The organism is Syntrophobotulus glycolicus DSM 8271 (assembly GCF_000190635.1).
GTDB classification, from domain to species: Bacteria; Bacillota; Desulfitobacteriia; order Desulfitobacteriales; family Syntrophobotulaceae; genus Syntrophobotulus; species Syntrophobotulus glycolicus.
On record NC_015172.1, the window covers coordinates 1794512 to 1818350 of the forward strand.

Consider the following 23839-nt stretch of genomic DNA (forward strand, 5'->3'; position numbering starts at 1 on the left):
ACGGCGAGTATTGAAACTACAAAACTTTCGACGACCGGATTCTGCTGACCAAATCATAGAGATAATCCATAGCCTGTTTGGGGGTCATCCGATCAAGGTCAATTTCTTCAACCTCTTTAAGGAGCGGGTGGACCTCCTCCTGATCAAATAAGCTGGGCTGGAGAACCTCCACTCTTGTGGCTTTATCGGGATATGTTTCACCGGAAAGACTTTCCAGCTCGCGTAAAATGCTCTCGGCCCTTTTCAGGAGATCCAAGGGCAATCCGGCAATTTTGGCGACATGCAGGCCATAGCTCCGGTCTGCTTTGCCGGGCAGGATTTTATGCAGAAATAGAATGTCCGATCCCTTTTCCCGGACAGCGACGTGCAGGTTGAATACTGCGGGAAACATGGTTTCAAGAGCGGTCAATTCGTGGTAATGCGTGGCGAATAGCGTCAGGGGCTGGGCTGTCGGGTTGCCTGCGAGATATTCAACAATCGCCCAGGCCAGACTTAAGCCATCATAGGTTGCCGTTCCGCGCCCCACTTCATCCAGGATGATCAGGCTGCGGGATGCTGCATTTTGCAGAATAAAGGCAACCTCATTCATTTCAACCATGAAGGTACTCTGACCGGAGGCCAGGTTATCGGAGGCACCGACTCTGGTATAGATACAATCCCGCAAAGCGATTGCGGCTTTCTGAGCGGGAACAAAAGACCCGACCTGGCTCAGCAGAACAATGAGCGCTACCTGTCTCATATAGGTTGATTTGCCTCCCATATTGGGGCCTGTAATTAAGGCCAGGCTTTTTGAGGAGGTTAACAGAGTGTCATTGGGAACAAATAAATCGTTGCAAACCTGTTCAACAACAGGATGTCTGCCTTCAACAATATGAATCGTCCCTTCGTTGTTGATTTCCGGACGGACATAATGATGGCGGACAGCAGCTTCAGCCAAAGATAAAAAAACATCTATCTCGCCGATGGCCTGAGCGGCATTAAGAATTGGCGGAGTGTGGGATAAAACCTCGTCTTTCAGTTCCGTATATACGGCGTATTCCAGATCAAAAAGCTTCTCCTGAGCGTTGAGAACCTGTTGCTCGTATTCTTTAAGCTCCGGTGTAATATAGCGTTCGCAATTGGCCAGGGTCTGTTTTCGGATATAATCTTCCGGGACCAAATGGGAATTGGCATTGGTGATTTCGATGTAATAGCCAAAAACTTTATTATAACCTATTTTTAAAGACTTAATCTTCGTTTTTTCTCTTTCCTGATTTTCCAGGCGGGCGATCCAATCTCTGCCGCCTGAGGCAACGGCCCGGAGACGGTCGATTTCCGGAATGTAACCGTTGTTGATGATATTGCCCTCATGCAATGTCACCGGAGCATCAGGATTAATGGCTTTTAGGAGTTTGGCGGAAAGATCATCCAGGCCGGAGATTGGTTCGAGATATTTTGTTAATGTCAGGACTTGATGTTGATGAATAATCTTTCGTACTTCCGGAAGACAAGCCAGGGTAGCGGCCAAAGCCAGCATATCTCTGGGGCTGGCTTTCCCATAGGAAAGCCTGGCTGTCAGTCTTTCCAGGTCATAGACATGACTTAAGCATTTGAACAGCTCCTGCCGGGCAAACGTATTTTTGGTCAGCTCTTCAACCGTATCCAGGCGAGCCTCAATTTGCTCCTTATTCAAGAGGGGCTGCTGGATCCAATGCCTGAGCATTCTTGCCCCAAAAGCAGTTTTGGTAAGATTCAGTACGTCAAAAATCGTACCCCTTTCATCACCAAAACGGGAGCTTTCAACCAATTCAAGGTTCTTTCTGGTCCAGCGGTCAAGTACCATGACTTCCGATTGCCGGCAGCTTTTTAATTCGATCACATTTTGCAGGCTGGAATCAGGAATATTCTTTTTAATATAGTTCCATAAAGCACCGGCTGCTCTGGCTGATACCGGCATCTGTTCCAGCAAGCCGGTATAATTGTGAAACCGTTCCCGGAAACCGGCCAGGGATGAAAAAATTGTCTTATCTGCAGCATTGCTATAATAGCCGTCTAAAGCCTTGCTCATGGAGACAGCAAATTCTTTGGGCAAGATAATCTCAGCGGGATTGATCCGATTCAGCTCATTTAATAAGGTTTGTTGACTGGGTGTCTGAAACAAGCGAAAATCCCCTGTCGTCAGATCTAAATAGGCCAGTCCCCAATCTTTTTCTTTGTAAATAGCCGCCAGGTAATTATTCTTATGCTCTGCGGCAACGGTATCCACAGTTCCTGGTGAAACGATGCGCACGATATCGCGCTTTACAATGCCCTTGCTCTGTTGCGGATCTTCTGTCTGTTCGCAAATAGCCACTTTAAAACCGGCGGCAATCAGCTTCTGAATATAATTTTCCGCTGAATGGTGAGGAACGCCGCACATGGGAATCCTGCTGCCACTTCCTCCCTCACGGGAGGTTAGGGCTATTTCCAGAACAGGCGCGGCTGTTAAGGCATCATCTGCAAACATTTCATAAAAATCCCCAAGCCTGAAAAATAAAATGCAGTCCGGAACCTTGGCCTTAATGCTTTCGTATTGTTTAAGCATAGGAGTTGTTGCCATTTTTTTCTCCAAATGTTTATTTTCCATCTAAAATAATAATAGCTTAAAAATGCTGAAAATTGTATAGTTATTGTCGAAAATAGTTTTCCAAATCCAAAACGAAAAGGGCAACACCTTTCAAGCTTACGGAAAGAGCCCCATGAAACCGGCCTGCTCATGGGGCTGTATTTATCTTTCTGCTAAACCTTATCTTCATCTGCCTGCCATGATATCTTTTTAATATTTTGCTGGTACTTGAAATAAAAAGAGAACTCCTACACAGAAGATGAAAGCGAGAAACCAGGCAATATACGGTTTCTTTTGGTGAATAACCAGTAATGGGAACAAAATACAATCAAACACTACCGAACAAATAAAATTCCAGCCGTGGAAATGCTGCATGAAATTATATTTAAGCCCAAGGTATTCCAGCCCTGAGAAAAGAAGGACCCAAAATGAAACAAACCTTATTTTCTTAAATAGGCCTGAGCGGGGATAATTGGGCAGGAAAAGCAGAACTGTACAGGGATAAATAATCAGAGCCACAATTAATGTTGTGATGGTACCGGGCATCATTTTGGCTGTGTATTGCCAAAGCGGCTTAACGGAAAACAGATAAAGATAAATAAAATCACCGGAAATAAAGAACAAGATTGTAGGATAATAAGTTTTCCAATTTCTCCAGGCACCCCAGCGGTAACAAGCGATCAGAAAAATGAATGCCAGTACTACAATCATAAGATTTCCCTCAAATCCCCCAAAACAGGTCTTTTTATCACAAATATTTATATAATTAATTCTATATTTGGGTCTATTTTCCTGCATGGGAGATAAAAAATAATATAAGATATTTATGCAACGGAACAAATTATTTTGTATAGACATTCTGCCCGCCAGTTTCTATTATAGAAACAAAAAACGCTGACAAGAAAATTTCTTGCCAGCAGTCAAAGGACCTTATCTCTCTTTTCAGGAGCTCAATTGTATTTTTCAGGTTATCTTAAATCTATTCAAGGGCCTTTTTCACATATTATTGTTTTGGGAAATAAACTTATCACATTCGGTATTCCCATCCTTATCTTTACATGTAGCATGAGCGGGACAAGTGATACAGGCATCTTCTTCAGGATCAGCGGTATCAAATTGCAAGGCTCCCGTTAAAATATTGTTGATTTCCTGCAAGAGGGCGGTAAATTTGTTATGGGCCGCCATGTAGTTGAGTAAAACAGGATGATTTTCCACCTTGGCTTCAATAAATTCAATTGAACGCTGATCTTGTTCGGACAGCTCTTTTCCCTCTTCCAGATCTTTTTGTACTCGTTGGTAAACTTTCTGCCAACGTTCATTCAGGTTATTGGCAACCTTATCCTCGCGGATTTTTTTCTCTGCTTCCCGTACTTCAATGGCCTCCGGACTGTTATGAATTGCTTCAGCCAGCTCGGATGCTTTTAAATATAATTCTGAGTTCATTTGCTGTAACACCTCCAAAATTAATTAATTTGCCAAGGTAACCGGTTTCTCCTGATCACAAGCAGGTCAATATATATTCTGAATATATATTTTATACCAACTCTCCCCATAAAGTCCATGAGTTTACGGATTGTATCCTAACTAGGACCAAGGTTCCGGCCAGATCGAGGTGGCCGGGGAAGACGACCACTTCATTCCCTCTTGTCCGGCCTGTCAGCATTTCAGGGTTATTCTTGCTGGGGCCTTCAACCAACACTTCGTATTCCTTCCCGGTCATTTGCTCGCGCCAGCTCAGGCTCCGGGCATTTTGAATGCTCATTAAGCGCTGAAGCCTTCGCTTCTTAACATCAAGCGGGATCTGCTCCTCATATGAGGCAGCGGCTGTACCGGATCGTTTGGAATACATAAAAGTGAAGGCCTGGGAAAAATGCACCTTTTGAACCAGATCGATGGTTTGTTCGAAATCCTCCTCGGTCTCCCCGGGAAATCCGACAATGATATCCGTTGTAAGCCTGACTTCCGGGATCATTCCCAAAATTGCTTTTATGCGCTCCAGATAATATTCCCTGGTATAATTCCGGTTCATTGCCCGCAAAATAGTGTTGCTTCCGGCCTGGAAAGGCAGATGAATGTGTTCACATATCTTTTGACCTTCCGCAATGGTTTTGATTAAAAGATCACTAAGATCTTTAGGGTGAGAAGTAATAAAACGAATTCTGTCCAGATTCGGCAATTGATCAACTTCCTGCAAAAGGTTGGAGAAATCATAAGCAAAGCCGTCTCTGAGTCCGTAGGAATTCACGTTTTGACCGAGTAAAGTGACCTCTTTGCAGCCGCCTTGGACCAAGACCCCGATTTCTTCGCAGATGTCTTCTTTCGGTCTGCTCCGTTCCTCTCCTCGGACAAAAGGAACAATACAATAAGCGCAGTAATTATTACAACCGTACATGATATTGACATTTGCCTTTAATTTTCCGTATTCAGCGGTGGAGATTTCCCGGTCTCCGTTCTTCTGGGCCTCCTGAGAAACACAGATGATTTTGCTGTTTTCGGAAGCTGATTTCAACAATTGGGCAAAATTACCGATATCATTTGTCCCGGTCCAGATATCGACATGAGCCGCTCTTTTGCTGAGCTTTTCCGCCGTACCCGGTTGTTGGACCATACACCCGCATACCGCAATTTTAAGAGAAGGCTTTTTTTCTTTATAGTTTTTCAGCTGACCTATTTTACCGATAATTTTGTTTTCCGCACTTTCCCGGACACAACAGGTATTAATAATAATCAGATCTGCCTGTTCAAGCTCTGTCGTTTTTTCATAACCCTGCTGCCGGGCAACAGAAGAGAATGTTTCGGCGTCTCTTTCCGACATCTGGCAGCCATAGGATAAAGTGAGATATTTTTTTTTATTCCCTTGCATGGCCAATGATCATCCTCATTTTATGTTGTCATTATCTAATATGCCATAAATTTTCTAATGTATAACACAATCCGGGAAAGCAATGATTGACGGTGCTCTTAATTTCCCTTCCTCTGTACAAACCTATTTTGCCAGGTAACACAGGGCAATGGTGCCGGGGCCGGTATGGCTGCCGACCACACAGCCAATATCGCCGATAAGGAGATCCTGGACCTGAATAGCGGCGCGAATTTCTTCCGCCAAAAATTCTGCTTCTTCGGGACAAGCCGAGTGGGCAATAGCCATAATCTGGTTCTCCGGCTCATCAGCATCATTTTTCATTGTTTCAATGATTTTATGCAGGGCGCTTTTTCTGGTTCTGACTTTGTCAAATACTTCAATCTTGCCGTTTTGCAAATGCAGCAACGGTTTAACATTTAAAAGCCCTCCGACAAAGCCCGCGGCCTTGCTGAGCCGTCCCCCCTTAACCAGATATTCCAGATGGTCGGGAGTAAATAAATAACGCATCTTGTCCCGGACTTGAATAATTTCCGGTTCTGCTTCCTCCCAGCTCTTGTCTTTGACGATTTGCGCCGTATAGATGGCCAGCAGCCCAAACCCGATTGTTGCCCCTAAGCTATCAACAACATGGACCTTATCCGGCTGAGAAGACATTTCCTTGACCATACATGCTGTCTGATAGGTCGAGCTTAATCCCGAAGAGAGATGAATAGCTACAACCTCGTTGCCTTCTTTTAGAACTTGTTCATAGACCTCTAGAATGTCCTGGGGATTGGGCTGCGATGTTTTAGGAACCTCGCTGTAGTGTTTAAAGTCTTGATAAAAACGATCAGGAAAAATATCTATCCCTTCAGCAAATGATTTTCCATCAATAATGACTGGCATGGGAATAATGATAAAATCATCTTTAACCTTCTCGGGGATATCGGAAGAACTGTCGACAACAACCTTCAGCGCCATTTTTTTCCTCCCTGATCTTATGGATATTATACAATCAATTTCAAATTATTTAAAGTAATTATTAAATAAAATTCTTTTTAATTTTATTAATAAACGATCTTATTCCTGTCGGTTTTTCCAGTGTGACCTTATTTCCCAATAATCGATTGGCGATCTGGAAAGCCTGCTGGGAATATTCGGCCGTCGGGTTGGTCAACAGGATAGGTTCCTGGCTCTTTAGAGACTTGGTCACTCTTTTGTCTTCAATGATCCAACCTAAAAGCTCAGGCTTGAGCTTCAGAAACTTTGAAGAAGCCTGATGAAAGATTTCATAGCATTTCATCGCTTCATGTTCAGAATCACATCTGTTAAAAATCAGGTTGGGTTGAATTTCTTGATTCCTGTAGGCCAAGGCTTTCGTGAGTGAATAGGTATCCATCATGGCATGAGGCTCTGTTGTTGTGATCAGGAGTAAATTATCGGCAGATTCTAAAAACTTTAATACAAGTTCCGATATTCCCGCCCCGGTATCAATGATTAAAATATCACATTGATTTTCCAGGCTCACAAAGCCGGAAAAAATCCGGTTAAATTGTAAGGCATTTAAGTTCGTTAAGGATGAGATGCCGCTTGAACCGGGCAGTACTTTAATCCCTCCCGGCCCTTGGGTGAGGATGTCCATGAGAGTACAATCCCCATTGATGACATTTGTGAGATTTTTCGCATTATTGAGTTTGAGCAGAACTTCCACATTCGCCATCCCGACATCCGCATCGAGAACGACTGTTCTCAGTCCCAGCTTGGCAAAAGCTAAAGCCAGGTTAATGGAAAAGGAAGTTTTACCTACTCCTCCTTTCCCGCTGCCAACGGCAATCACCCTTGACTTTCTTTCCCGCTGAATGAGTTTGGGTATCGTGACACTCCAGCTCTGCTGGGCCGGAGTTCGGGATACTGTTTCAGAACAATAATTCTCTAATGCGGGATTTAACCACTTAATTTGCGTACCGATAGGAATGAGGAGCAAGTACCCCTTATGCAGTGCAATGGCCAGTTCAATCCTGTCAGGAAATATCCCCACTATTTCAGATTCATAGATGTCATTATACAATGCAGAATTTGTAGTAAAAGAAAGCCTCTGACCGATCTTAAATTCCAGCTGCATACTATTCCTCCCGGTAGGTAAACTGTTTAACTCAAATTAGGTTTTTCTACATTATAATCCAGTTACCTTCTTAAAATAAAGACAATTAAAAAAAAGAACCCTAAAATAAGGGCTCGGAAAATCATGTTCAGATGATATTGACGATCCCTTCATAGACAACACCGGCATAAGCGTCAACAGTAATCGACTGGCCTTCGCGGATCTTTGACAGGGCGTTCTCAGCACCTACAATGGCCGGGATCCCATACTGCAAAGCCGCGATGGCGGCGTAAGAAGTCAATCCGCCTTCTTCCACGACCAGGGCTCCCGCTTTGGCTAAAAAGGGATTGACCTCAGAATCGGTATAAGAAGCAATCAGAATATCGCCCTGATTAAACTGTTCAATATCCTGTTGTGTACGGGCCGTACCTGAAAGCAATCTTTTGCCGATACCGGTCCCTCTGGCTAAAACATTTCCGACAACCTGAACTTTGATCATATTTGTGGTGCCTGTTTTTCCAACCGGTACTCCGGCTGTCAGGACAACAATATCGCCTGCTTTGACCAAGTCACGGGTTAAAGCGCCTGTTACGGCAATCGTCAGCAGCTCATCAGTTTCATGACTGATTGGAACAAGCATGGTGTGCACTCCCCAATTTAAGGCAAGACTCCTGGCTGTTGCTTCAAAAGGAGTAGCCGCAATAATCAGAGCCTTGGGCCTGAAACGGGAAATCATCCGGGGGGTAATGCCGGAATGGGTCGGAGTAATGATTGCTGTGGCATTTAAATCTGTTGCAATGGTATTGCTGGCATGCCCTATTCCTTCGGCGATATTTTGGATTTTAAATGTGGTATTGTTGCTTTTGAAAAGAATTTGCTCCGTTTGTTTAGCGATCTTATCCATCGTCTTTACCGCTTCTAAAGGATAACTTCCGGCTGCCGTTTCCCCCGAAAGCATGATCCCATCGGCACCGTCCAGAATCGCATTGGCCACATCGCTAGCTTCCGCTCTGGTTGGTCTTGGCTGTCTGATCATAGAATCCAGCATCTGGGTAGCGACGACAACCGGTTTGCCGATCTCATTACAAAGGGCAATAATATTTTTTTGGTGAATGGGAACTTCTTCTACGGGGATCTCTACACCTAAATCTCCTCTGGCGATCATGATGCCGTCAGAGACCTCAAGGATTTCTTCAAGGTTATTTAAGCCTTCCCTGTTTTCGATTTTAGCAATAATCCTTACGTTTGCCCCTGCTTCCTCTACGATTCTCCGGACTTCCAGGATATCGGTGGCTTTCCTGGCAAAGGAAGCGGCAATGAAGTCGATTTCATTTGCCAAACCAAAGATAATATCTTCGACATCTTTAGACGTGAGAGCAGGCAGCTGCACGTTTACTCCGGGAGCGTTAACCCCTTTTTGGGATTTCAAAAAACCGCCATTGCAGACTCTGGTTTCGATTTTTTCTTCCGCAATATGGATAACTTCCAAATCAATCAGGCCGTCATCAACCAGGATATGTGTTCCGGTTTTTACTTCCTGCCAGAGGCTGGCATAGCTGATCGATACCCTTTCAGAAGAACCCAACTCCCGGGAAGTATCCAGGATAAATTTGGCTCCCTTGACCAGCTCAATACCTTTTTCAGGAACGATTCCGGTTCTGATTTCCGGTCCTTTGGTATCCAGGAGGATCGCAAGACTAACGCCTGCTTTGGCTGCTTCTTCCTTGAGAACCTTGATTCTCCGACCGTGCTCTTCATGTGTACCATGCGAGAAGTTCAGCCTGGCCACGTTCATCCCGGCGGATAAGAGTTTTTGGACCATTTCCGGTGATTCACTGGCAGGACCTATTGTGCATATAATCTTTGTTCTCCGCATAAGTTCAACCTGCTTTCAATATTGCTCACTATTCAATGCCCCTGGAAATGATATAGTTGATTAAATCAACCACTCTGTTGGAATAGCCCCATTCATTATCATACCAGGCCAGGACTTTCAGCATCTTGTCCCCCAGAAGCATGGTCGAAAGGCCGTCTACGATAGAGCTGTTCGGGTTGCCGTTATAGTCATGGGAGACCAATGGAAGCTCATTGTAATCGAGAATACCTTTGAGTTTACCGTTAGCGGCTTCCTTAAACCTGGCATTCACTTCTTCTTTGGTTGTTGCCTGAGAAAGATTGCAGACAAAATCAACAAGGGAAACATTGGGGGTCGGCACCCGCACCGCAAGACCGGTAAGCTTTCCTTCCAGTTCGGGTATGACTAACGTGACCGCCTTTGCCGCGCCTGTAGTAGTCGGAATCATGGATTGAAAAGCCGCTCTTGCCCTGCGCAGATCAGAGTGCGGCAAGTCCAAAATTCTCTGGTCATTGGTGACAGAATGTGTCGTTGTCATCATTCCCTGTTCAATTCCGAATTCTTCATGTAAAACTTTGATGACAGGAGCCAGGCAATTTGTGGTGCAGGAGGCGTTGGAAATAATATGATGCTCCTGAGGGTTATATTGATCTTCATTGACCCCCATAACAATCGTGATGTCTTCTTTTTTGGCGGGAGCGGAAATAATAACTTTCTTTGCCCCTGCTTTCAGATGCAGGGCTGCTCCTTCCCGGGAAGTAAAGCGACCGGTGGACTCAATCACAATATCTACGCCCAGTTCTTTCCAAGGCAGGCTTTCAGGAGCTTTTTCGGCTAATATTTTGACCTTGTTTTTTTCTACTTTCATGATGTCATCTTCGACTTCGACAGGATATGGCAAAATGCCGTGGATAGAATCATATTTAAATAAGTGGGCTAATGTTCCTGGGTCTCCAAGGTCATTAATTGCTACGACTTCAATTTCACCTTTTGATTCCAAAGCTGCTCGCAGGGTTAGTCTGCCAATTCTGCCAAATCCATTAATACCAATACGTACTGTCATAATATCCTCCCGAAAATAATATATTCTTCGCTGTCTTCATTATTATTCTGTACAAAGAAAGAGAATCCTCCCTATAATTCCTGGATTTTAAGATTATAGGTATCTTACAGTGCATTTTTAGGTTTTTTACAAAGTGTATCCTGTCGTTTTCTTTTTAGCGGATAAAATAAATACCGGATTCAGAGACTGAGGGAGATGAAAGCCGTTTATCACCTGCCACCGGGCGGCTTGCAAAGAAATAACCTCGATGTCTTCATAGTCCAATGTATAAAGCAATTCTAAGCTCTTGGAGACCTTTTCCAAACTGATCGCCGCGATGACCAGTCTTCCTCCCTCCACTAAAGGCAGCTCTTCCAGAACTTCCTTGAGACGGCCTTTGGTTCCATTAATAATGCAAACATTGACCACCGGGATTTTGGAGAATACTTCGGGGGCTGTCCCGGAAACCAGTTTGAGGTTTGATACGGCAAATTTGCGCATGTTGGCATTGATCAGCTGCTGAGCCTCGGCATTATTCTCAATGGCAAAAACCTTGCCCTGATTGGCGATCGCAGCCGCTTCGATACTGATGCTCCCGGTCCCGGACCCGACATCCAAAACATAATCACATAAGGAAATTTGGGCTTTGGCCAGAATTTGAACCCTGATTTCCGCTTTGGTCATCGGAGCTTCCCCCCGGATAAATTCCTTATCGGGTATCCCGATTCTAAGGCCCATAGGCTGACCGGCATTGTCAGGCGGGTTAGGATGGACAATCAAAGTACAGTCCCGGATCAACTTGGGATACCTGATCAATTTAACGGCATTCATCGTAGCAAAAAATTCTTTGGCGGTACCTAAAGAATTTCCCAGAGAAATATCCGGGTTCATTCCTCTGTCAATAAATAATTGAGCAACGTCCTGAGCAGTGTACTCTTCGCTGATTAAAACAGCTATCGGATCAAACAAGGTTCGCGGAATCGCCGAGATATTTTTACTTTCGAGATCAATATAGACGGCATTGTTCCATGGTATCCCTGCCCGGGCGAACATCATTTGCAGTGTGCTGATTCCCGGATAGACGGTCATTTCTTGATCGGGAAATTCTTCTTTCACCAGTGGAATGAGGCCAAAAAACCCCGGGTCTCCCGAGACAAGCAAACCAATTTCCCGATAATTGCCGATGTTGTTTTTCAGCAGTTCGATGGTTTGAACCGGGCTGCCGGAAAAAATATATTTTGCTTTGGGTTTATGACTGAATACATTGCGGTACTTGGCATTTCCCAGAAGCAGATCACAAGTTTCAACAACTTCTTCAATGATTGGCGGCAGCCAGTGTTTTTCTCCCGGCCCCATTCCTATTATATGTAACATGAAATTGTTTATCCTCCTCTGCTGATGATAACCAAATTGATTCGTTTTTCTTAGCACTGTGGATGATTAATCAAGGAAGCTAAAAAACCGGCTCCAAAGCCATTGTCAATATTCACTACCCCAATACCGGCCGAACAGCTGTTCAGCATGGTCAGAAGAGCAGACAAACCTCCGAAGTTTGCTCCATAACCGACGCTTGTCGGAACAGCAATCACAGGCTTATTCACCAGACCTCCGATGACACTGGGCAAAGCTCCTTCCATACCGGCCACCGCGATAATCACTCTGGCACTGTTCAATTTGTCTGTCTGGGCCAATAAGCGGTGCAGACCGGCAACTCCGGTATCGTAAACCCTCGTAACATCGTTGCCCATGGTCTCAGCAGTGACTGCCGCCTCTTCCGCTACCGGGATATCTGAGGTCCCGGCGGAAATCACCAGAATATGTCCTGTTGATTTTTGCGGACCTTTTTTGATGACAATAGTTTGGGCCAATTCATTATACTCCGCTGTACTGATCTCTGCACAAACAGCCAGGTAGACCTCATGATTTGCTCTTGTGGCCAGAATATTCCCTCGCGAATGTTCATTTAATTTGCGGGCAATAGCCACCACCTGAGCAGTTGTCTTGCCCTGACAGTAGATGACTTCCGAAAAACCGCAGCGGTCCTGACGCTGGATATCTACCTTCGCAAAATCAAGATCAGAATAGTACATTTCCTTTATTTGATTGATCCCGGTTTCTACTGAAAGCAAACCGCTGTTGATTTGTTCCAGCAATACGCGCAATATTTCTTCGTTCATGTTTTTCTTTCACTCGCCTCAGATGTATTCAGCAGGGCATAAAGGAGATCAGCCGCAGCCTGAATGTCATTTTTATCAGCGATTTCTCCCGGAGTATGAATGTGTCTGATGGGAATGCTGATTCCGCCGGTCAGGATGCCTCCATGAGCCAGGTGAATCGGTCCGGAATCGGTGCCCCCCTTATCGAGGATTTCCCACTGAAAGGGAATCTGCTTTTCCCGGGCAATTCCCGCGATCCATTCCCTGATTTCCGGGGAAATGATGATTGAACGGTCCATGACTTTGATCCCGCAGCCCTTGCCTAACGCAATCGTGCAGTTCTTATTTTCCGGAAAATCATCGGCTATTGTGGCATCCAAAACAATAGCCAGATCCGGCTGCAGGACATTGGCGGCGATCTTCGCCCCTCTGGTTCCAACCTCCTCCTGGACCGTAAACACAACATATAAATCATCCCTGGACTGAATCTGTTTGAGAACCTCGACAGCCGCAAAACATCCCGCCCGGTTGTCCAGGGACTTGGCAATCACCCTGTCCTTGCTTTCATTGTATGGTCCGAACAAGACAGCCATTTCTCCAATCAGGTCTTGAGAGCAAGCCTCGATGGCCGGGGAATCGATATAATATTTCTCGAGTTTTTTTTCTCCGTAAATATCGGTTTCCTTAGAAATCATACCATAAACGTCGTTTTCAAACCTGACTCTGGTATGAACCAAATCCCTGGATCTTAGTCCCCCGACAGCCGAATACCGGAGAAAACCTTTTGGATCCACATTGGTAATTATGAGCCCGATTTCATCCATATGGACGGCAACCAGTACCTTTTTCCCCGGACCTTTTTTGTGGACAATCAGATTCCCCAGCCGGTCACAGATGATTTCGTCACAGTGATCTTTGACCAGGGAGATGAGTAACCGGCGAATGCTTTCCTCACGACCGGAAGGGCCGAAGGACTGGGTCAATTTGTTTAACACTGAGTAATCTAAAGTGATTTTTTCGCGCATTCAGATTCCTCCCAGTTATTGTTTTTGATGTTCTGAAGAAATTGATGGATTAAAGCATAACAATTTTCGTAGTCATTTTTATTGATCATTGAGTTAGCCGCATGGATATACCGGCAGGGAATGCTGACGGCCATTGTTCTGATCCCTTCACCGGCCAGATGGATATTGCCCGAGTCGTTGCCGGCTTGTGTTCCCTGCCGGATCTGATAAGGGATAGCATGGTGCTCTGCCGTCTTGATCAAATGGTGAAATAATCCCCGGTCATAAATCGTTGTCTGGTCCATGATGGATAAAGCCGGACCTTTGCCCAGGCTGACAACCCAATCCTCTTCTTCTATACTTAAGAAATCTGCCGCTCCCGTGCTTTCAAGCAACAGGGCCAGATCAGCCTTTACCCAGTTGCTGATCACTTTGGACCCGCGCAAGCCGATCTCTTCCTGAACGGTAAAAACAGCCATAATCGTGCAGTCATAACGATCTTGTAAGATTCGGGCAATAATTGAGCAACCTGCCCTGTCATCCAGAGATTTTGCTGAAATGCTGTCCTCATGATCGAAATAATCAGAGGCAAAGCAGGCATAATCTCCCAGGCTGACGGCTTTTTCAGCATCTTCTTTTGATCCGGCTCCAATGTCGATATAGAGCTGTTCTGAAGTGAAGACCTTTCTGCGTTCATCCATTTTTTGGAGATGAATCGCCTTAATCCCGATCACTCCGTATGTTTTGCGGTTGATCAGAACCGGTTTGGAGATTAAGATCCGTTCATCTATTCCTCCGATCGGTTCGAATTTCAAATAGCCATCGGCAGTGATGTCGGTGATCATAAAACCGACTTCATCCATATGAGCGGACAATAAAATCGTGGGGGCAGATGTTGATGTACCGTTTTTGACAGCAATCAAATTGCCCATTTTATCGACAGACAAGGAATCAACAACATCTTTCAGATAGTCTTGGAGATAATTGCGGACTGCTGTTTCATCACCGGACACCCCGGAAAGAGAACATAATTCTTTTAAAAGCATAAGATTTCCTCCAGGTCTTCAGGTAGATTGGCAATCAGTTGGGCCAGCAAAATTCCGCAGGAAACGATATCCGATAAGGAAATCGTCTCAATGGAGGAGTGCATGTAACGCAGAGGAACGCTCAGCAGCGCAGTCGGTATTCCTGCTCCGGTCAGCTGGATGACCCGGGCATCCGTGCCTGTTGCCCGGGGTGTCGGATCAAGCTGAACCGGAATTCTATGATCCTTGGCGCAGGTCCGTACATAGCGCAGTAAACCGCTGTGGATATTCGGGCCCAGAGCAATGACCGGCCCTTTACCCAGTGCAACTTTGACCTTATCCTTGCTGTCTGTTGTTTGGGCATGAGTAACATCCAGGATAAAGGCGATATCCGGTTCGATTTGATGGGAACTTACGGCGGCGCCCCGCAATCCGACTTCCTCTTGAACTGTAGCTACGGCATAAACATCATGTGCATGTCTTAGCCTGGTTAATTCCCGTAAGCAAACAGCCATCGCCGTGATGCCTGCCCGGTTATCAAAGGCCTTCCCGCTGGCCAGGCCGTTTAGAAGCCGTAAATTCCTGCCTTCTATCGAAACGATGTCTCCGGGCCGGATCAGTTCCCGGACTTTAGCTGCAGGCAAGCCAAGATCAATCCCCATTCTGGAGCTGGGCACAGCAATATTTCTTTCTGTTTCCCGCAGAAGGGATCTCGGTTCATAACAGATGATTCCTTTGAGATCCCTTCTGCCATGAACGATCACCGTCTGATTCAGCAAGGTTTTATGATCGATTCCGCCAACCGGCGTAAAGGTTAAGATTCCCCTCTCATCCATCCCGGTAATCATCAAGCCTATTTCATCAAAATGAGCCGCCAGCATGATTTTTCCCCGGCCGGCCCCGCCTTTTTTCAGAAAGGTCGTATTCCCCATAGGGTCCCGGGCAGCTTCTGCCGCCAGAGAGGCAAATACGGATTGCAAAGCAGAAAGGCTTTTTTGCTCAAAACCGGATATTGCGCTGCAATCGGCAAGCTTAAATAATATCTCTTCAGCAAAGTTTTCATGATTCATCGGTGTATCCCTTCTCTTACCGTATTGATCAAGTGTGATGCTTTAATAGTATAGTGTTTAACGCCATAGATTATGTTTGGCCACTAAAAACGACTTCCACACAATCACCTTTATTCACGATCTTCCCCGGTTCCGGAAATTGCTTTGTAACGGTTCCGCTTCCCTGGAATTTATAGCGGAGCTCTAATTTGCCCAGTTCTTCTCCGACTTTCCTGATTGTCAAGCCAGTCAGATCCGGTATCATGACTTCCCCGTTTACAGGCTCTCTTTCAGGTGTAACGGTTTTAGGCTGGGGCCTTGTCGCTTCTCCTTCAAGGAAATTATTCACATCACTGGGGGTATCCGAGGAAACTGGTATTCCATAGTATTGCAAAGCACCCTCAAGAATTTTTTTGACATGCGGTCCTGCCATAACCCCGCCCTGGACAAAATCGCCTTTCGGGGTATCTAAAATGGCAAGCACTGCAATCTTCGGATTATCTGCAGGGGCATAAGCAACAAAGGAAGCAATTTTATCTGTTTCGGAATAAGCTAAAGTTACGGGATCGATTTTTTGGGCCGTACCCGTTTTACCGGCGACTTTAATCCCTTCGATCTTGGTGGATGCTCCTGTGCCGTTTTCAACGACATTGACCAGAATATCATTCATTTCCCGGCAGGTTTTTGGAGATAAAATTTTCCGGACAGTTTTCGGTTCGTTTTGTTTGAGGATTTTTCCCTCAGTTGAAAGAACCCGGTCAATTACATAGGGTTGATATAAAGTACCGCCGTTGGCAACGGAAGAAATCGCTGTCAACAATTGAACCGGGGTAACCAGATTTGCCTGGCCAAAAGCCATGGTGGAAAGCTCCAGATCCTTGACTCTGCTCTGATCAATCAATAAACCTTGTTCTTCCCCGCTTAAATCCACTTTCGTTTTCGTACCGAACCCAAAAGATTTCAAATAGGTATAGAAGGTCTCTTTGCCTATTTTCTGTCCGGCCAAGGCAAGAACCACATTAGAAGATAATCTCATCCCATCCGAAAATGTAATCAGACCGTGAGGTTTGCGGTCTGAATCCCAATTGGTAATGGTACGGGATCCTACATTCAGGTATCCGGGATCGTCAAACTTCTCTTCAGGGGAGATAATATTCTCTTCCAGACCAATTGATCCTGTAATAATTTTAAAGGTGGAACCCGGCTCATAGATCATACTGACACCAAGGTTTTTTCTGTCTTCATTTTTAGTGTTTCGATAATCGTTGGGATCAAAGGTCGGCCTTGAACCCATACCAAGAATTTTACCGGTCATGGGGTCCATGGCAAGTATTGTCGTCCGTTTAGGGCTGTACTCTCCCACGATGCCGTCCAGTTCCTGCTCAAGAAGATATTGAATCGTGGAATCTATGGTCAGGACAATATTGTTTCCTCTGTTTTCATCGTCTAAAACATTGAGAAGGTCTTGATCGGCTGTCTTTTCCACACCCTCAATCCCATGACCGGTGGCATCGACAATGCCTAATACTGATGAAGCCGTATTTCCCATCGGATAGACCCTTTTATAGGAATCAGAAAAATTGATCCCCGGAAAACCCAATTGTTTAATTTTCTGGGCATGATCTAAATCAATATTTTTTGTTAAAACGATGTAATAGCTGTCTTTATGCAGCAATGCCAGAATTTCATCACTTGATTTTCCAAGCAGCGGCGCCAGCTGGGCGGCAATCGTATCCTTGGTCAGGCCGTCTTTCCGTTTAGGCAGAAGCTCATTCATGTTTTTGGTGTCGGCATAGACATCTTTTGTTTCTATGCTTTTGGCCAAAATATTATGCTGAAAATCATATATTGTTCCTCTTTCAATAATCGGTTCCTGAAGATTTGATTTCATATCCAGACCTTTGGCTCTCAACTCATCCGCATGGATCACCTGCAGTAAAAAGAGTTTACCGATGATCAGCAAAAAGACAGTGAAGACAAAAATATAGATGAGCGTTTCTCTGGTAAATTTTGTTTTATTGTTCGTTTTTTTCACCAAACAAATAACCTTTCCCTATTGATGTGAAAAATCTTTCCAAATACAATTATAGCGAGTTTCTTTCCCAAATTAAATAGTATTCGTACGGCTTGCCTGATAAATATAAGCCCACGTCAATCCTAACTATCGATGGCAGATAATAAAACCACCTTGCTAAGATCTCTCGTGAGCTCATTCATATTCTCTCCTATATTGGTTAAACAATTCGATGAAATAAATGTCATCTCTGTTGACGATAAATGATTCCGATAATCAAGCCGGTCAGCATTCCCCCGATATGGGCGTAATTATCAATTCCCGTGGTGATTAAACCAAAAAGGATATTGAATCCGATCACAAAAAGAAGATTGGCAATTAATCCGCTGCGCCACATTCCGGCATTTTTCCAGCCGTAAGAAACCAAGGCTCCCAGCAAGCCAAAGATTGCCCCTGAGGCTCCGGCTGAGATTGCTTCACTGAATAAATAGCTGGCGGTTGCTCCGCCGATGCCGCTCAGCAAATAAAGCAGTGCAAACTTCAAGTGACCGAAGACGGCCTCCGATATTTGGCCGACAGCAATTAAGGCATAGGAATTCAATAATAGATGGACAATGCCAATGTGAATAAAAATAGAAGTCAATAAACGCCAATATTGACCTAAATCGATTAATTGGTTCACCTTGGCGCCGAAAATCACCAGCACGACTTGGTTTGTTGTGCCGCCCGCCAGAGTCATCACAAGAAAGACGAGGATGTTCATAATCAGGAAAGTATTGGTTACAATACTCTTAGTACGATTTTTATTGATCATCTTGCTGTTCCCTATTTAAATTTGCGAGAAATATATTTTTCTGCCTCAACGGCGGCCAGGGCTCCGTCTCCGACAGCGGTTGCGACCTGGCGCAAAGGAGTATTTCTGATATCGCCCGCTGCAAATACGCCATCGACATTGCTGCGCAGGAATTCATCAGTCATCATATAACCTGTGTCATTGGTTGTAAAGTACTTCCTGGCAAACTGAGAATTTGGTTGAGAGCCGATGTAAATAAATACGCCGTCCACATTGATCTCTTGGAGTTCTTCATTTTTGAGGTTACGGACCACAATCTTTTCTACTTTATCCGTCCCTTCGATTGATTGAATCACCGAGTCCAGGATAAAAGATATTTTGGGATTATTTCGGGCATGCTCAAGTGCCGTATGGGCAGCGTTAAATTCATCTCTGCGGTGAATAATTGTGACTTTGGAAGCAAATTTAGTCAGGTAGACCCCTTCTTCCAGAGCGGCATTGCCTCCTCCGACTACCGCTACCTGCTTTTCTTTATAAAACGCCCCATCGCAGGTTGCGCAATAGGAGACCCCCCGACCATGAAATTTTTCCTCCCCCGGCACACCAAGAAAACGCGGTTTTGATCCCGCACAAATGATGATCGCCTTTGCTTCATAGACCTGCTTATCTGTAATCACCTTTTTGGTGTCTCCTGTGAAATCAAAGCCGGTCGCCGCTTCGAAAAGGAATTCCGCTCCTTGATTAAGGGCCTGACGATGGAACGTATTCATCAGCTCATAGCCGGAGATTCCATCGGGAAACCCGGGATAGTTGTCTATTTTTTCCGTTAAGGCGGCCTGTCCACCGGGCATCATCGATTCAAGAACGGCTGTCTTCAAACCGCCCCTTGCCCCATAAATTGCTGCTGTCAAGCCTGCCGGCCCGCTCCCTACAATGAGAAGGTCATACATCAGTATCTCTCCTTTAGCATAAGATCTCTTATTATTTTTTAGTCTGAAAGGGTTTTCTCCATCTAAAAAGAATAATATTATCATAATTCTTTAGAGATATATTTTACATTAATCTATTTAATGTGCAAATACAAGGAGGATCATAAATTTGAAAGTAGTTTTACGAATATTTATCCTACTGGCCCTGTTTTTGGGAATACTTAAAGCGGCGAGCGGCTTTTACGAGGACTGGCTGTGGTTCTCCGATTTAGGATATGCCGATTTATTTTGGACTCCCGTGTTAAGCAAAGCAGTGATTCAGATCATCAATGGGACAATTCTTTTCATTCTTTTATCGATCACGCTTCTTTCAAGCAGGCATGCCATACTGACTTACTATAACGAAAATTTGCGGAAACGCCTGCGTCTGGTCGAAGATATGGGCACTCCATCCTTCTATTTGAATTCAAAACAAATCACTGTTTTTCTCTTAGTTTTAGCCGCAATCATCAGTTTTATTATCAGCTTTATTGTTGGTTTTACCGGCTGGCTGGATGTCCTGGCCTTTATCAATTCCTCGGACTTTTATTTAACCGATCCCATTTTTGGCAAAGACTTCAGTTTTTTTGTTTTCAGACTGCCTTTCCTGGTAACCATCTATAACGCGTTCTTTCCGCCTTTAGTGCTCCTGACCATAGCAACCGCTTCTTTCTACTTTTTGACCAAAGTGTTCAGGATTCATTCCTTCAAATTTTGGAAAAGAAATTCTGTATCGGTAAATCCCACGGCCCGGAAACATATGGCCATCCTTCTGACCGTTCTTTTTACCCTGAAAGCTTTCGGTTATTATATCAGTATTTACAGTCTGGTTTATTCCCAGGAAGGTCACGTGATCGGTGCCGGGTATACCGATATCCATGTCACTGTCCCCGTTCTTAAAATCCTCATCGGGATCTGTTTATTATGCTCGCTTTTATCCGTACTGGCTTATTTCCTGAAAGACGCCCGCTTTCTTTCTGTTCCGGTGCCGTTGGTCGTCGTCTTGTCCCTCGTTTTATATGGAATTCTTCCTTCGGCATTTCAGTCTTTTCTGGTCGTGCCCAATGAGCTGGAAAAGGAGGCCCCTTATTTAGCGAATGAAATCCAAATGACACGATATGGTTATGGTTTGGATAAAATCGAAGAAAGAGATTATGCCGGGAATGCCGAGGTGACAGCAGACGGTTTGAAAGGAGAGGCGGAAACCCTGGCAAACATCCGAATCAACGATACCCGTCCTCTGCTCAAGGCGTATACCCAAGAACAGGGAATCCGGCTGTATTATAAATATAATGACATCGATGTCGATAGGTACAAGATCAATGGACAGAACAGACAAATCATGCTTTCTTTACGGGAAATTTCCACTGCTGATCTGGATGAGAAAGCCCAGACTTTTGTAAACACAAGGTTCAAATATACCCACGGGTTCGGACTGACGGCTTCTTTTGCCAATGAGGTGACGTCAAAGGGGCTTCCGGCTTTCGCTGTCCAAAACATTCCGCCTCAAACCGATTTTACCCCGTTGAGTCTGGAAGAACCCCGAATTTATTACGGTGAACTGACCAATAACTGGGTTGTGGTCAATACTCTGGTTAAGGAATTTGATTATCCCCAGGGAAGTGAAAATGCCGAGAATAATTACGCAGGCCGAACCGGTATAACCTTTACCCCCTTCAATAAACTGATGCTCTCCCTCTCTCAGACTACGGCCAGATTCTATCTGGCCCAGGAAATAACATCCCAAAGCAGAATTCTGCTTCACCGCAATATTGTGGAACGAGTCAATAAACTGATGCCTTTTATCAAGTATGACGGGGATCCCTATGCGGTGATTGACAATGGCAGGATTAAATGGTTCATTGATGGCTATACCACCGCCAGAACGATCCCCTATTCCACATCCAGCAGTGACCAGAATATCAATTATATCCGCAATTCGGTCAAAGTCATCGTTGATGCTTATGACGGTACGGTCGATTTTTATTCTGTTGATCAAGAAGATCCGGTGCTTGCCACTTACAAAAAAATCTTTCCGGGGGTCTTTAAAGATCTGGCCGATATGCCGTCCTCTTTAAAAGCCCATTTGCGTTATCCGGAAACGATGTTTAAGATGCAGTGCCAGATGCTGAATCATTTTCATATGACAAACCCGAGAGTATTTTATAACAAAGAGGATGCCTGGGATCTGGCCAAAGAAGTGTCCAACACCCAAACGGAGAGTGTCGATCCTTACTATGTCATCATGAAGCTCCCCGACGAGAGCAAAGCGGAGTTCATATTGATGCAGCCTTTTACCCCCGCTTCAAGCGAAACCAATGTTCGCAATAATATGATTTCGTGGCTGGCGGCCAGATCGGATGGTGATTATTATGGAAAACTGGTCCTTTACAAGCTCCCTAAAACCATTCAAATTGACGGTCCGTTTCAGGTGGAATCCAGAATCGACCAAGACCCCGAGATTTCTAAACAACTGGCCCTCTGGAATCAAAAAGGCTCCAGTGTGATTAGAGGAAATCTGCTGGCCCTTCCCTTTGCCGGTAATTTCCTGTTTATCGAACCTGTTTATCTGCAATCCAATACCAGTGGAAGCATTCCAGAGATGAAAAGAATTGTTGCCGTACTGGGTGACAAAGTCGTGATGGAAGAAACGCTGGATAAGGCAATTCAGGGTGTCTTAGGCGAGACTGAACCGGTAACGACGGTTGAACCTAAAAATGAGTCTGTCCCGGAAACCACTTCGCCCAGCCAGGATCTGGATACCATCAAGCAGCAGCTTGACCAAATACGAACCATTTTAGACCAGCTGGAAAAACAGTTGGATACGGCAAATCAGACTGAGTAAGAGCCTAAGAATCTCTTTCAGACAATGCTTGCGCTCAATCAGAAAACTCTGAGAATAGACCAAAATTCTCAGAGTTTCATTTTTCTTCGGTAGGCAGCCATAAACCCTTAACGATGCTTACGGCAACAGAGCGAATGGACTTGCGGGTGGTCATGGCCTGCTTTCTGATCAAGGCATAGGCCGCTTCTTCTTCCAAGCCCAACGGAATCAGTTTTAAGATGGCTTGATATAATATTTTCCTTGTTGTCACTTCATCATTGAGTTTTCTGATTTCGTCCCTGTGCATGAGTTCCGTATGATATCTGTGCTCGGCCTGAACGACCCCTGCAATGATGTCTACAGCCCGAATGGGCGCTGTAATGATTTGATGGACGCCTGTCTTGACGGCATACTGAAGACTGTTTTGATCTTTCTGCTCTAAAACAAGAATGACCGGACAAAGATTGGCTTGAATCAGGTTTTGCACCAGATCCAAAGCTGAAATCCCCTGAATGTCCCAACTGCAGATGATCAGATTAGGTTCAAGCCTTTGGGCAATGCGCAGGGCTTCAATCCCGTTTTCCGTTTTGGATATGGTCTGATAATTAACAAGCGGCAGTACAGGATTGATCTCCTGAATTAATTTTTCTTTTAAAACCAGAAACGCTCTATTCATAGATATCTCCAAAAAGATCATAATGACACAATTTACAATTCAATTATATTATTATACTATCTGATCTGATAAAACAAAAGAAGCATCATACATAAAAATTTCTGATTATGCAATGCTTCTTTGTTTTATCATCATATGGTTTTTTCGGCCTCTGAATATACGCGTATTTTGCTGTCAATATCAAGAGGATGACTTTGCTCTTTCCCCTGTCCTGTTTTCTATTTTATTGGTTTTTGAGATTAATGCTCATTTTATCGAAGAATCAACATTAAACAGAGTTTTGGCTTCGGTGTTTTGAGTGACGGCCCCGGCAGGATTGGAGCTGATACTGATGATCAATTCATGCTGGCCTGCGGTTGCGCTTTTGCCTTTGGCGTCTCCAAGCGCTTTAACATTCTCAAAGGTAACTTTGGCGGTCTTCCCTGGCTCTAAAGTAGGAATATTCCCTAATTTGCTGGCTTTTTTGTCTTTTTGATCTGTTAAAGATAGATCAAATTTTATGGGAATATTTGTCATGGTTTTGTTTGTTGTGTTTTGGATAATTGCGGATACTCCGAACTTATCCGCTTTAAGCACCTGTTGCCCTTTAAAGACCTCGCTGCCGTATGTAACATCGCGAAGTTCCATGTTGGGCTGAAAGTCAAGGCTCACTATTTTTAATTCAGGTTCAATCTTTTCCGCTACCGCATCTGCCTGACTGACTTTCCAGATGCTTATTCCAACAGTTCCCGCAAAGGCAACTAAAAGAACCAGGGCACCATAAAGGACATATCTGCGTTTTAGAGTAACAAATGTTGTCATACTTATTCGCCTCCACATTTTTATCTTTATAAAAAAACTATGCATGTCCTGAAATGACCATGCATAGTTTTGGCAAATTCTTATAAATTATTTTTTATCCAATTG

The 23839-nt window shown here is 44.5% G+C and carries 19 protein-coding genes; 1 reads left to right on the forward strand and 18 read right to left on the reverse strand.

Annotation, left to right across the window (positions count from 1 at the left end; genetic code table 11):
- Positions 1–16: 16 nt before the first annotated feature.
- From mutS to trxB, 16 genes are all read right to left on the reverse strand, one after another.
- Complete coding sequence (gene mutS, locus SGLY_RS08805) at positions 17–2578, reverse strand: DNA mismatch repair protein MutS (RefSeq protein ID WP_013624936.1); 2562 nt, start codon at positions 2576–2578, stop codon at positions 17–19.
- A 216-nt stretch (positions 2579–2794) separates the two neighbouring features.
- Positions 2795–3442, reverse strand: a complete 648-nt coding sequence (locus SGLY_RS18265; RefSeq protein ID WP_013624937.1) for a CBO0543 family protein — start codon at positions 3440–3442, stop codon at positions 2795–2797.
- A gap of 138 nt (positions 3443–3580) precedes the next feature.
- Positions 3581–4027: a YlbF/YmcA family competence regulator gene (locus tag SGLY_RS08815; protein WP_013624938.1), complete on the reverse strand. Its 447-nt coding sequence runs from the start codon at positions 4025–4027 to the stop codon at positions 3581–3583.
- 91 nt (positions 4028–4118) lie between these two features.
- Positions 4119–5447, reverse strand: coding sequence for a tRNA (N6-isopentenyl adenosine(37)-C2)-methylthiotransferase MiaB (gene miaB, locus SGLY_RS08820; RefSeq protein ID WP_013624939.1), 1329 nt, complete (start codon positions 5445–5447; stop codon positions 4119–4121).
- 123 nt (positions 5448–5570) lie between these two features.
- A complete protein-coding gene (locus SGLY_RS08825) occupies positions 5571–6407 on the reverse strand; it encodes a DegV family protein (protein WP_013624940.1) in 837 nt (278 codons plus the stop codon).
- A 61-nt stretch (positions 6408–6468) separates the two neighbouring features.
- Positions 6469–7548, reverse strand: coding sequence for a P-loop NTPase (locus SGLY_RS08830; RefSeq protein WP_013624941.1), 1080 nt, complete (start codon positions 7546–7548; stop codon positions 6469–6471).
- A gap of 127 nt (positions 7549–7675) precedes the next feature.
- Positions 7676–9403: a pyruvate kinase gene (gene pyk, locus SGLY_RS08835; protein WP_013624942.1), complete on the reverse strand. Its 1728-nt coding sequence runs from the start codon at positions 9401–9403 to the stop codon at positions 7676–7678.
- A 28-nt stretch (positions 9404–9431) separates the two neighbouring features.
- A complete protein-coding gene (gene gap / locus SGLY_RS08840) occupies positions 9432–10445 on the reverse strand; it encodes a type I glyceraldehyde-3-phosphate dehydrogenase (RefSeq protein ID WP_013624943.1) in 1014 nt (337 codons plus the stop codon).
- 126 nt (positions 10446–10571) lie between these two features.
- On the reverse strand, positions 10572–11798 hold the full coding sequence (locus SGLY_RS08845) for a bifunctional cobalt-precorrin-7 (C(5))-methyltransferase/cobalt-precorrin-6B (C(15))-methyltransferase (RefSeq protein ID WP_013624944.1): 1227 nt from the start codon (positions 11796–11798) through the stop codon (positions 10572–10574).
- A 50-nt stretch (positions 11799–11848) separates the two neighbouring features.
- Positions 11849–12601, reverse strand: a complete 753-nt coding sequence (gene larB / locus SGLY_RS08850; RefSeq protein WP_013624945.1) for a nickel pincer cofactor biosynthesis protein LarB — start codon at positions 12599–12601, stop codon at positions 11849–11851.
- Entirely contained in the window at positions 12598–13605 is a 1008-nt protein-coding gene (locus tag SGLY_RS08855) for a M20/M25/M40 family metallo-hydrolase (RefSeq protein ID WP_013624946.1), read from the reverse strand. The genes larB and SGLY_RS08855 overlap by 4 nt, the downstream gene beginning before the upstream one ends.
- Positions 13584–14630, reverse strand: a complete 1047-nt coding sequence (locus SGLY_RS08860; protein WP_013624947.1) for a M42 family metallopeptidase — start codon at positions 14628–14630, stop codon at positions 13584–13586. The genes SGLY_RS08855 and SGLY_RS08860 overlap by 22 nt, the downstream gene beginning before the upstream one ends.
- A complete protein-coding gene (locus tag SGLY_RS08865) occupies positions 14621–15679 on the reverse strand; it encodes a M20/M25/M40 family metallo-hydrolase (protein WP_013624948.1) in 1059 nt (352 codons plus the stop codon). The genes SGLY_RS08860 and SGLY_RS08865 overlap by 10 nt, the downstream gene beginning before the upstream one ends.
- 70 nt (positions 15680–15749) lie before the next feature.
- On the reverse strand, positions 15750–17696 hold the full coding sequence (locus SGLY_RS08870) for a penicillin-binding protein (protein WP_013624949.1): 1947 nt from the start codon (positions 17694–17696) through the stop codon (positions 15750–15752).
- Between the two features lie 220 nt (positions 17697–17916).
- The gene (locus SGLY_RS08875; protein ID WP_013624951.1) at positions 17917–18486 is read right to left on the reverse strand and encodes a rhomboid family intramembrane serine protease; all 570 of its coding nucleotides are present in this window, start codon (positions 18484–18486) and stop codon (positions 17917–17919) included.
- Positions 18487–18497: 11 nt separating this feature from the next.
- Complete coding sequence (gene trxB / locus SGLY_RS08880) at positions 18498–19415, reverse strand: thioredoxin-disulfide reductase (protein ID WP_013624952.1); 918 nt, start codon at positions 19413–19415, stop codon at positions 18498–18500.
- Between the two features lie 148 nt (positions 19416–19563).
- Here trxB and SGLY_RS08885 point away from each other — a divergent pair, with 148 nt between their 5' ends.
- Positions 19564–22278 (forward strand): UPF0182 family membrane protein, encoded by a 2715-nt coding sequence (locus tag SGLY_RS08885; RefSeq protein WP_013624953.1) that lies wholly within the window; start codon positions 19564–19566, stop codon positions 22276–22278.
- A gap of 76 nt (positions 22279–22354) precedes the next feature.
- Here SGLY_RS08885 and SGLY_RS08890 read toward each other — a convergent pair whose 3' ends face one another.
- Positions 22355–22933: an ANTAR domain-containing response regulator gene (locus tag SGLY_RS08890; RefSeq protein ID WP_013624954.1), complete on the reverse strand. Its 579-nt coding sequence runs from the start codon at positions 22931–22933 to the stop codon at positions 22355–22357.
- A gap of 246 nt (positions 22934–23179) precedes the next feature.
- Positions 23180–23734 carry a hypothetical protein gene (locus SGLY_RS08895; protein WP_013624955.1) on the reverse strand — a complete coding sequence of 185 codons (555 nt, stop codon included), beginning with the start codon at positions 23732–23734 and terminating at the stop codon, positions 23180–23182.
- Positions 23735–23839 lie beyond the last annotated feature (105 nt).

Excerpts from the sequence above, each read along its gene's own strand:
- mutS (WP_013624936.1), bottom strand. The coding sequence starts at position 2,578 with ATGGCAACAACTCCTATGCTTAAACAATACGAAAGCATTAAGGCCAAG.
- SGLY_RS18265 (WP_013624937.1), bottom strand. The coding sequence starts at position 3,442 with ATGTCTATACAAAATAATTTGTTCCGTTGCATAAATATCTTATATTAT.
- SGLY_RS08815 (WP_013624938.1), bottom strand. The coding sequence starts at position 4,027 with ATGAACTCAGAATTATATTTAAAAGCATCCGAGCTGGCTGAAGCAATT.
- miaB (WP_013624939.1), bottom strand. The coding sequence starts at position 5,447 with ATGCAAGGGAATAAAAAAAAATATCTCACTTTATCCTATGGCTGCCAG.
- SGLY_RS08825 (WP_013624940.1), bottom strand. The coding sequence starts at position 6,407 with ATGGCGCTGAAGGTTGTTGTCGACAGTTCTTCCGATATCCCCGAGAAG.
- SGLY_RS08830 (WP_013624941.1), bottom strand. The coding sequence starts at position 7,548 with ATGCAGCTGGAATTTAAGATCGGTCAGAGGCTTTCTTTTACTACAAAT.
- pyk (WP_013624942.1), bottom strand. The coding sequence starts at position 9,403 with ATGCGGAGAACAAAGATTATATGCACAATAGGTCCTGCCAGTGAATCA.
- gap (WP_013624943.1), bottom strand. The coding sequence starts at position 10,445 with ATGACAGTACGTATTGGTATTAATGGATTTGGCAGAATTGGCAGACTA.
- SGLY_RS08845 (WP_013624944.1), bottom strand. The coding sequence starts at position 11,798 with ATGTTACATATAATAGGAATGGGGCCGGGAGAAAAACACTGGCTGCCG.
- larB (WP_013624945.1), bottom strand. The coding sequence starts at position 12,601 with ATGAACGAAGAAATATTGCGCGTATTGCTGGAACAAATCAACAGCGGT.
- SGLY_RS08855 (WP_013624946.1), bottom strand. The coding sequence starts at position 13,605 with ATGCGCGAAAAAATCACTTTAGATTACTCAGTGTTAAACAAATTGACC.
- SGLY_RS08860 (WP_013624947.1), bottom strand. The coding sequence starts at position 14,630 with ATGCTTTTAAAAGAATTATGTTCTCTTTCCGGGGTGTCCGGTGATGAA.
- SGLY_RS08865 (WP_013624948.1), bottom strand. The coding sequence starts at position 15,679 with ATGAATCATGAAAACTTTGCTGAAGAGATATTATTTAAGCTTGCCGAT.
- SGLY_RS08875 (WP_013624951.1), bottom strand. The coding sequence starts at position 18,486 with ATGATCAATAAAAATCGTACTAAGAGTATTGTAACCAATACTTTCCTG.
- trxB (WP_013624952.1), bottom strand. The coding sequence starts at position 19,415 with ATGTATGACCTTCTCATTGTAGGGAGCGGGCCGGCAGGCTTGACAGCA.
- SGLY_RS08890 (WP_013624954.1), bottom strand. The coding sequence starts at position 22,933 with ATGAATAGAGCGTTTCTGGTTTTAAAAGAAAAATTAATTCAGGAGATC.
- SGLY_RS08895 (WP_013624955.1), bottom strand. The coding sequence starts at position 23,734 with ATGACAACATTTGTTACTCTAAAACGCAGATATGTCCTTTATGGTGCC.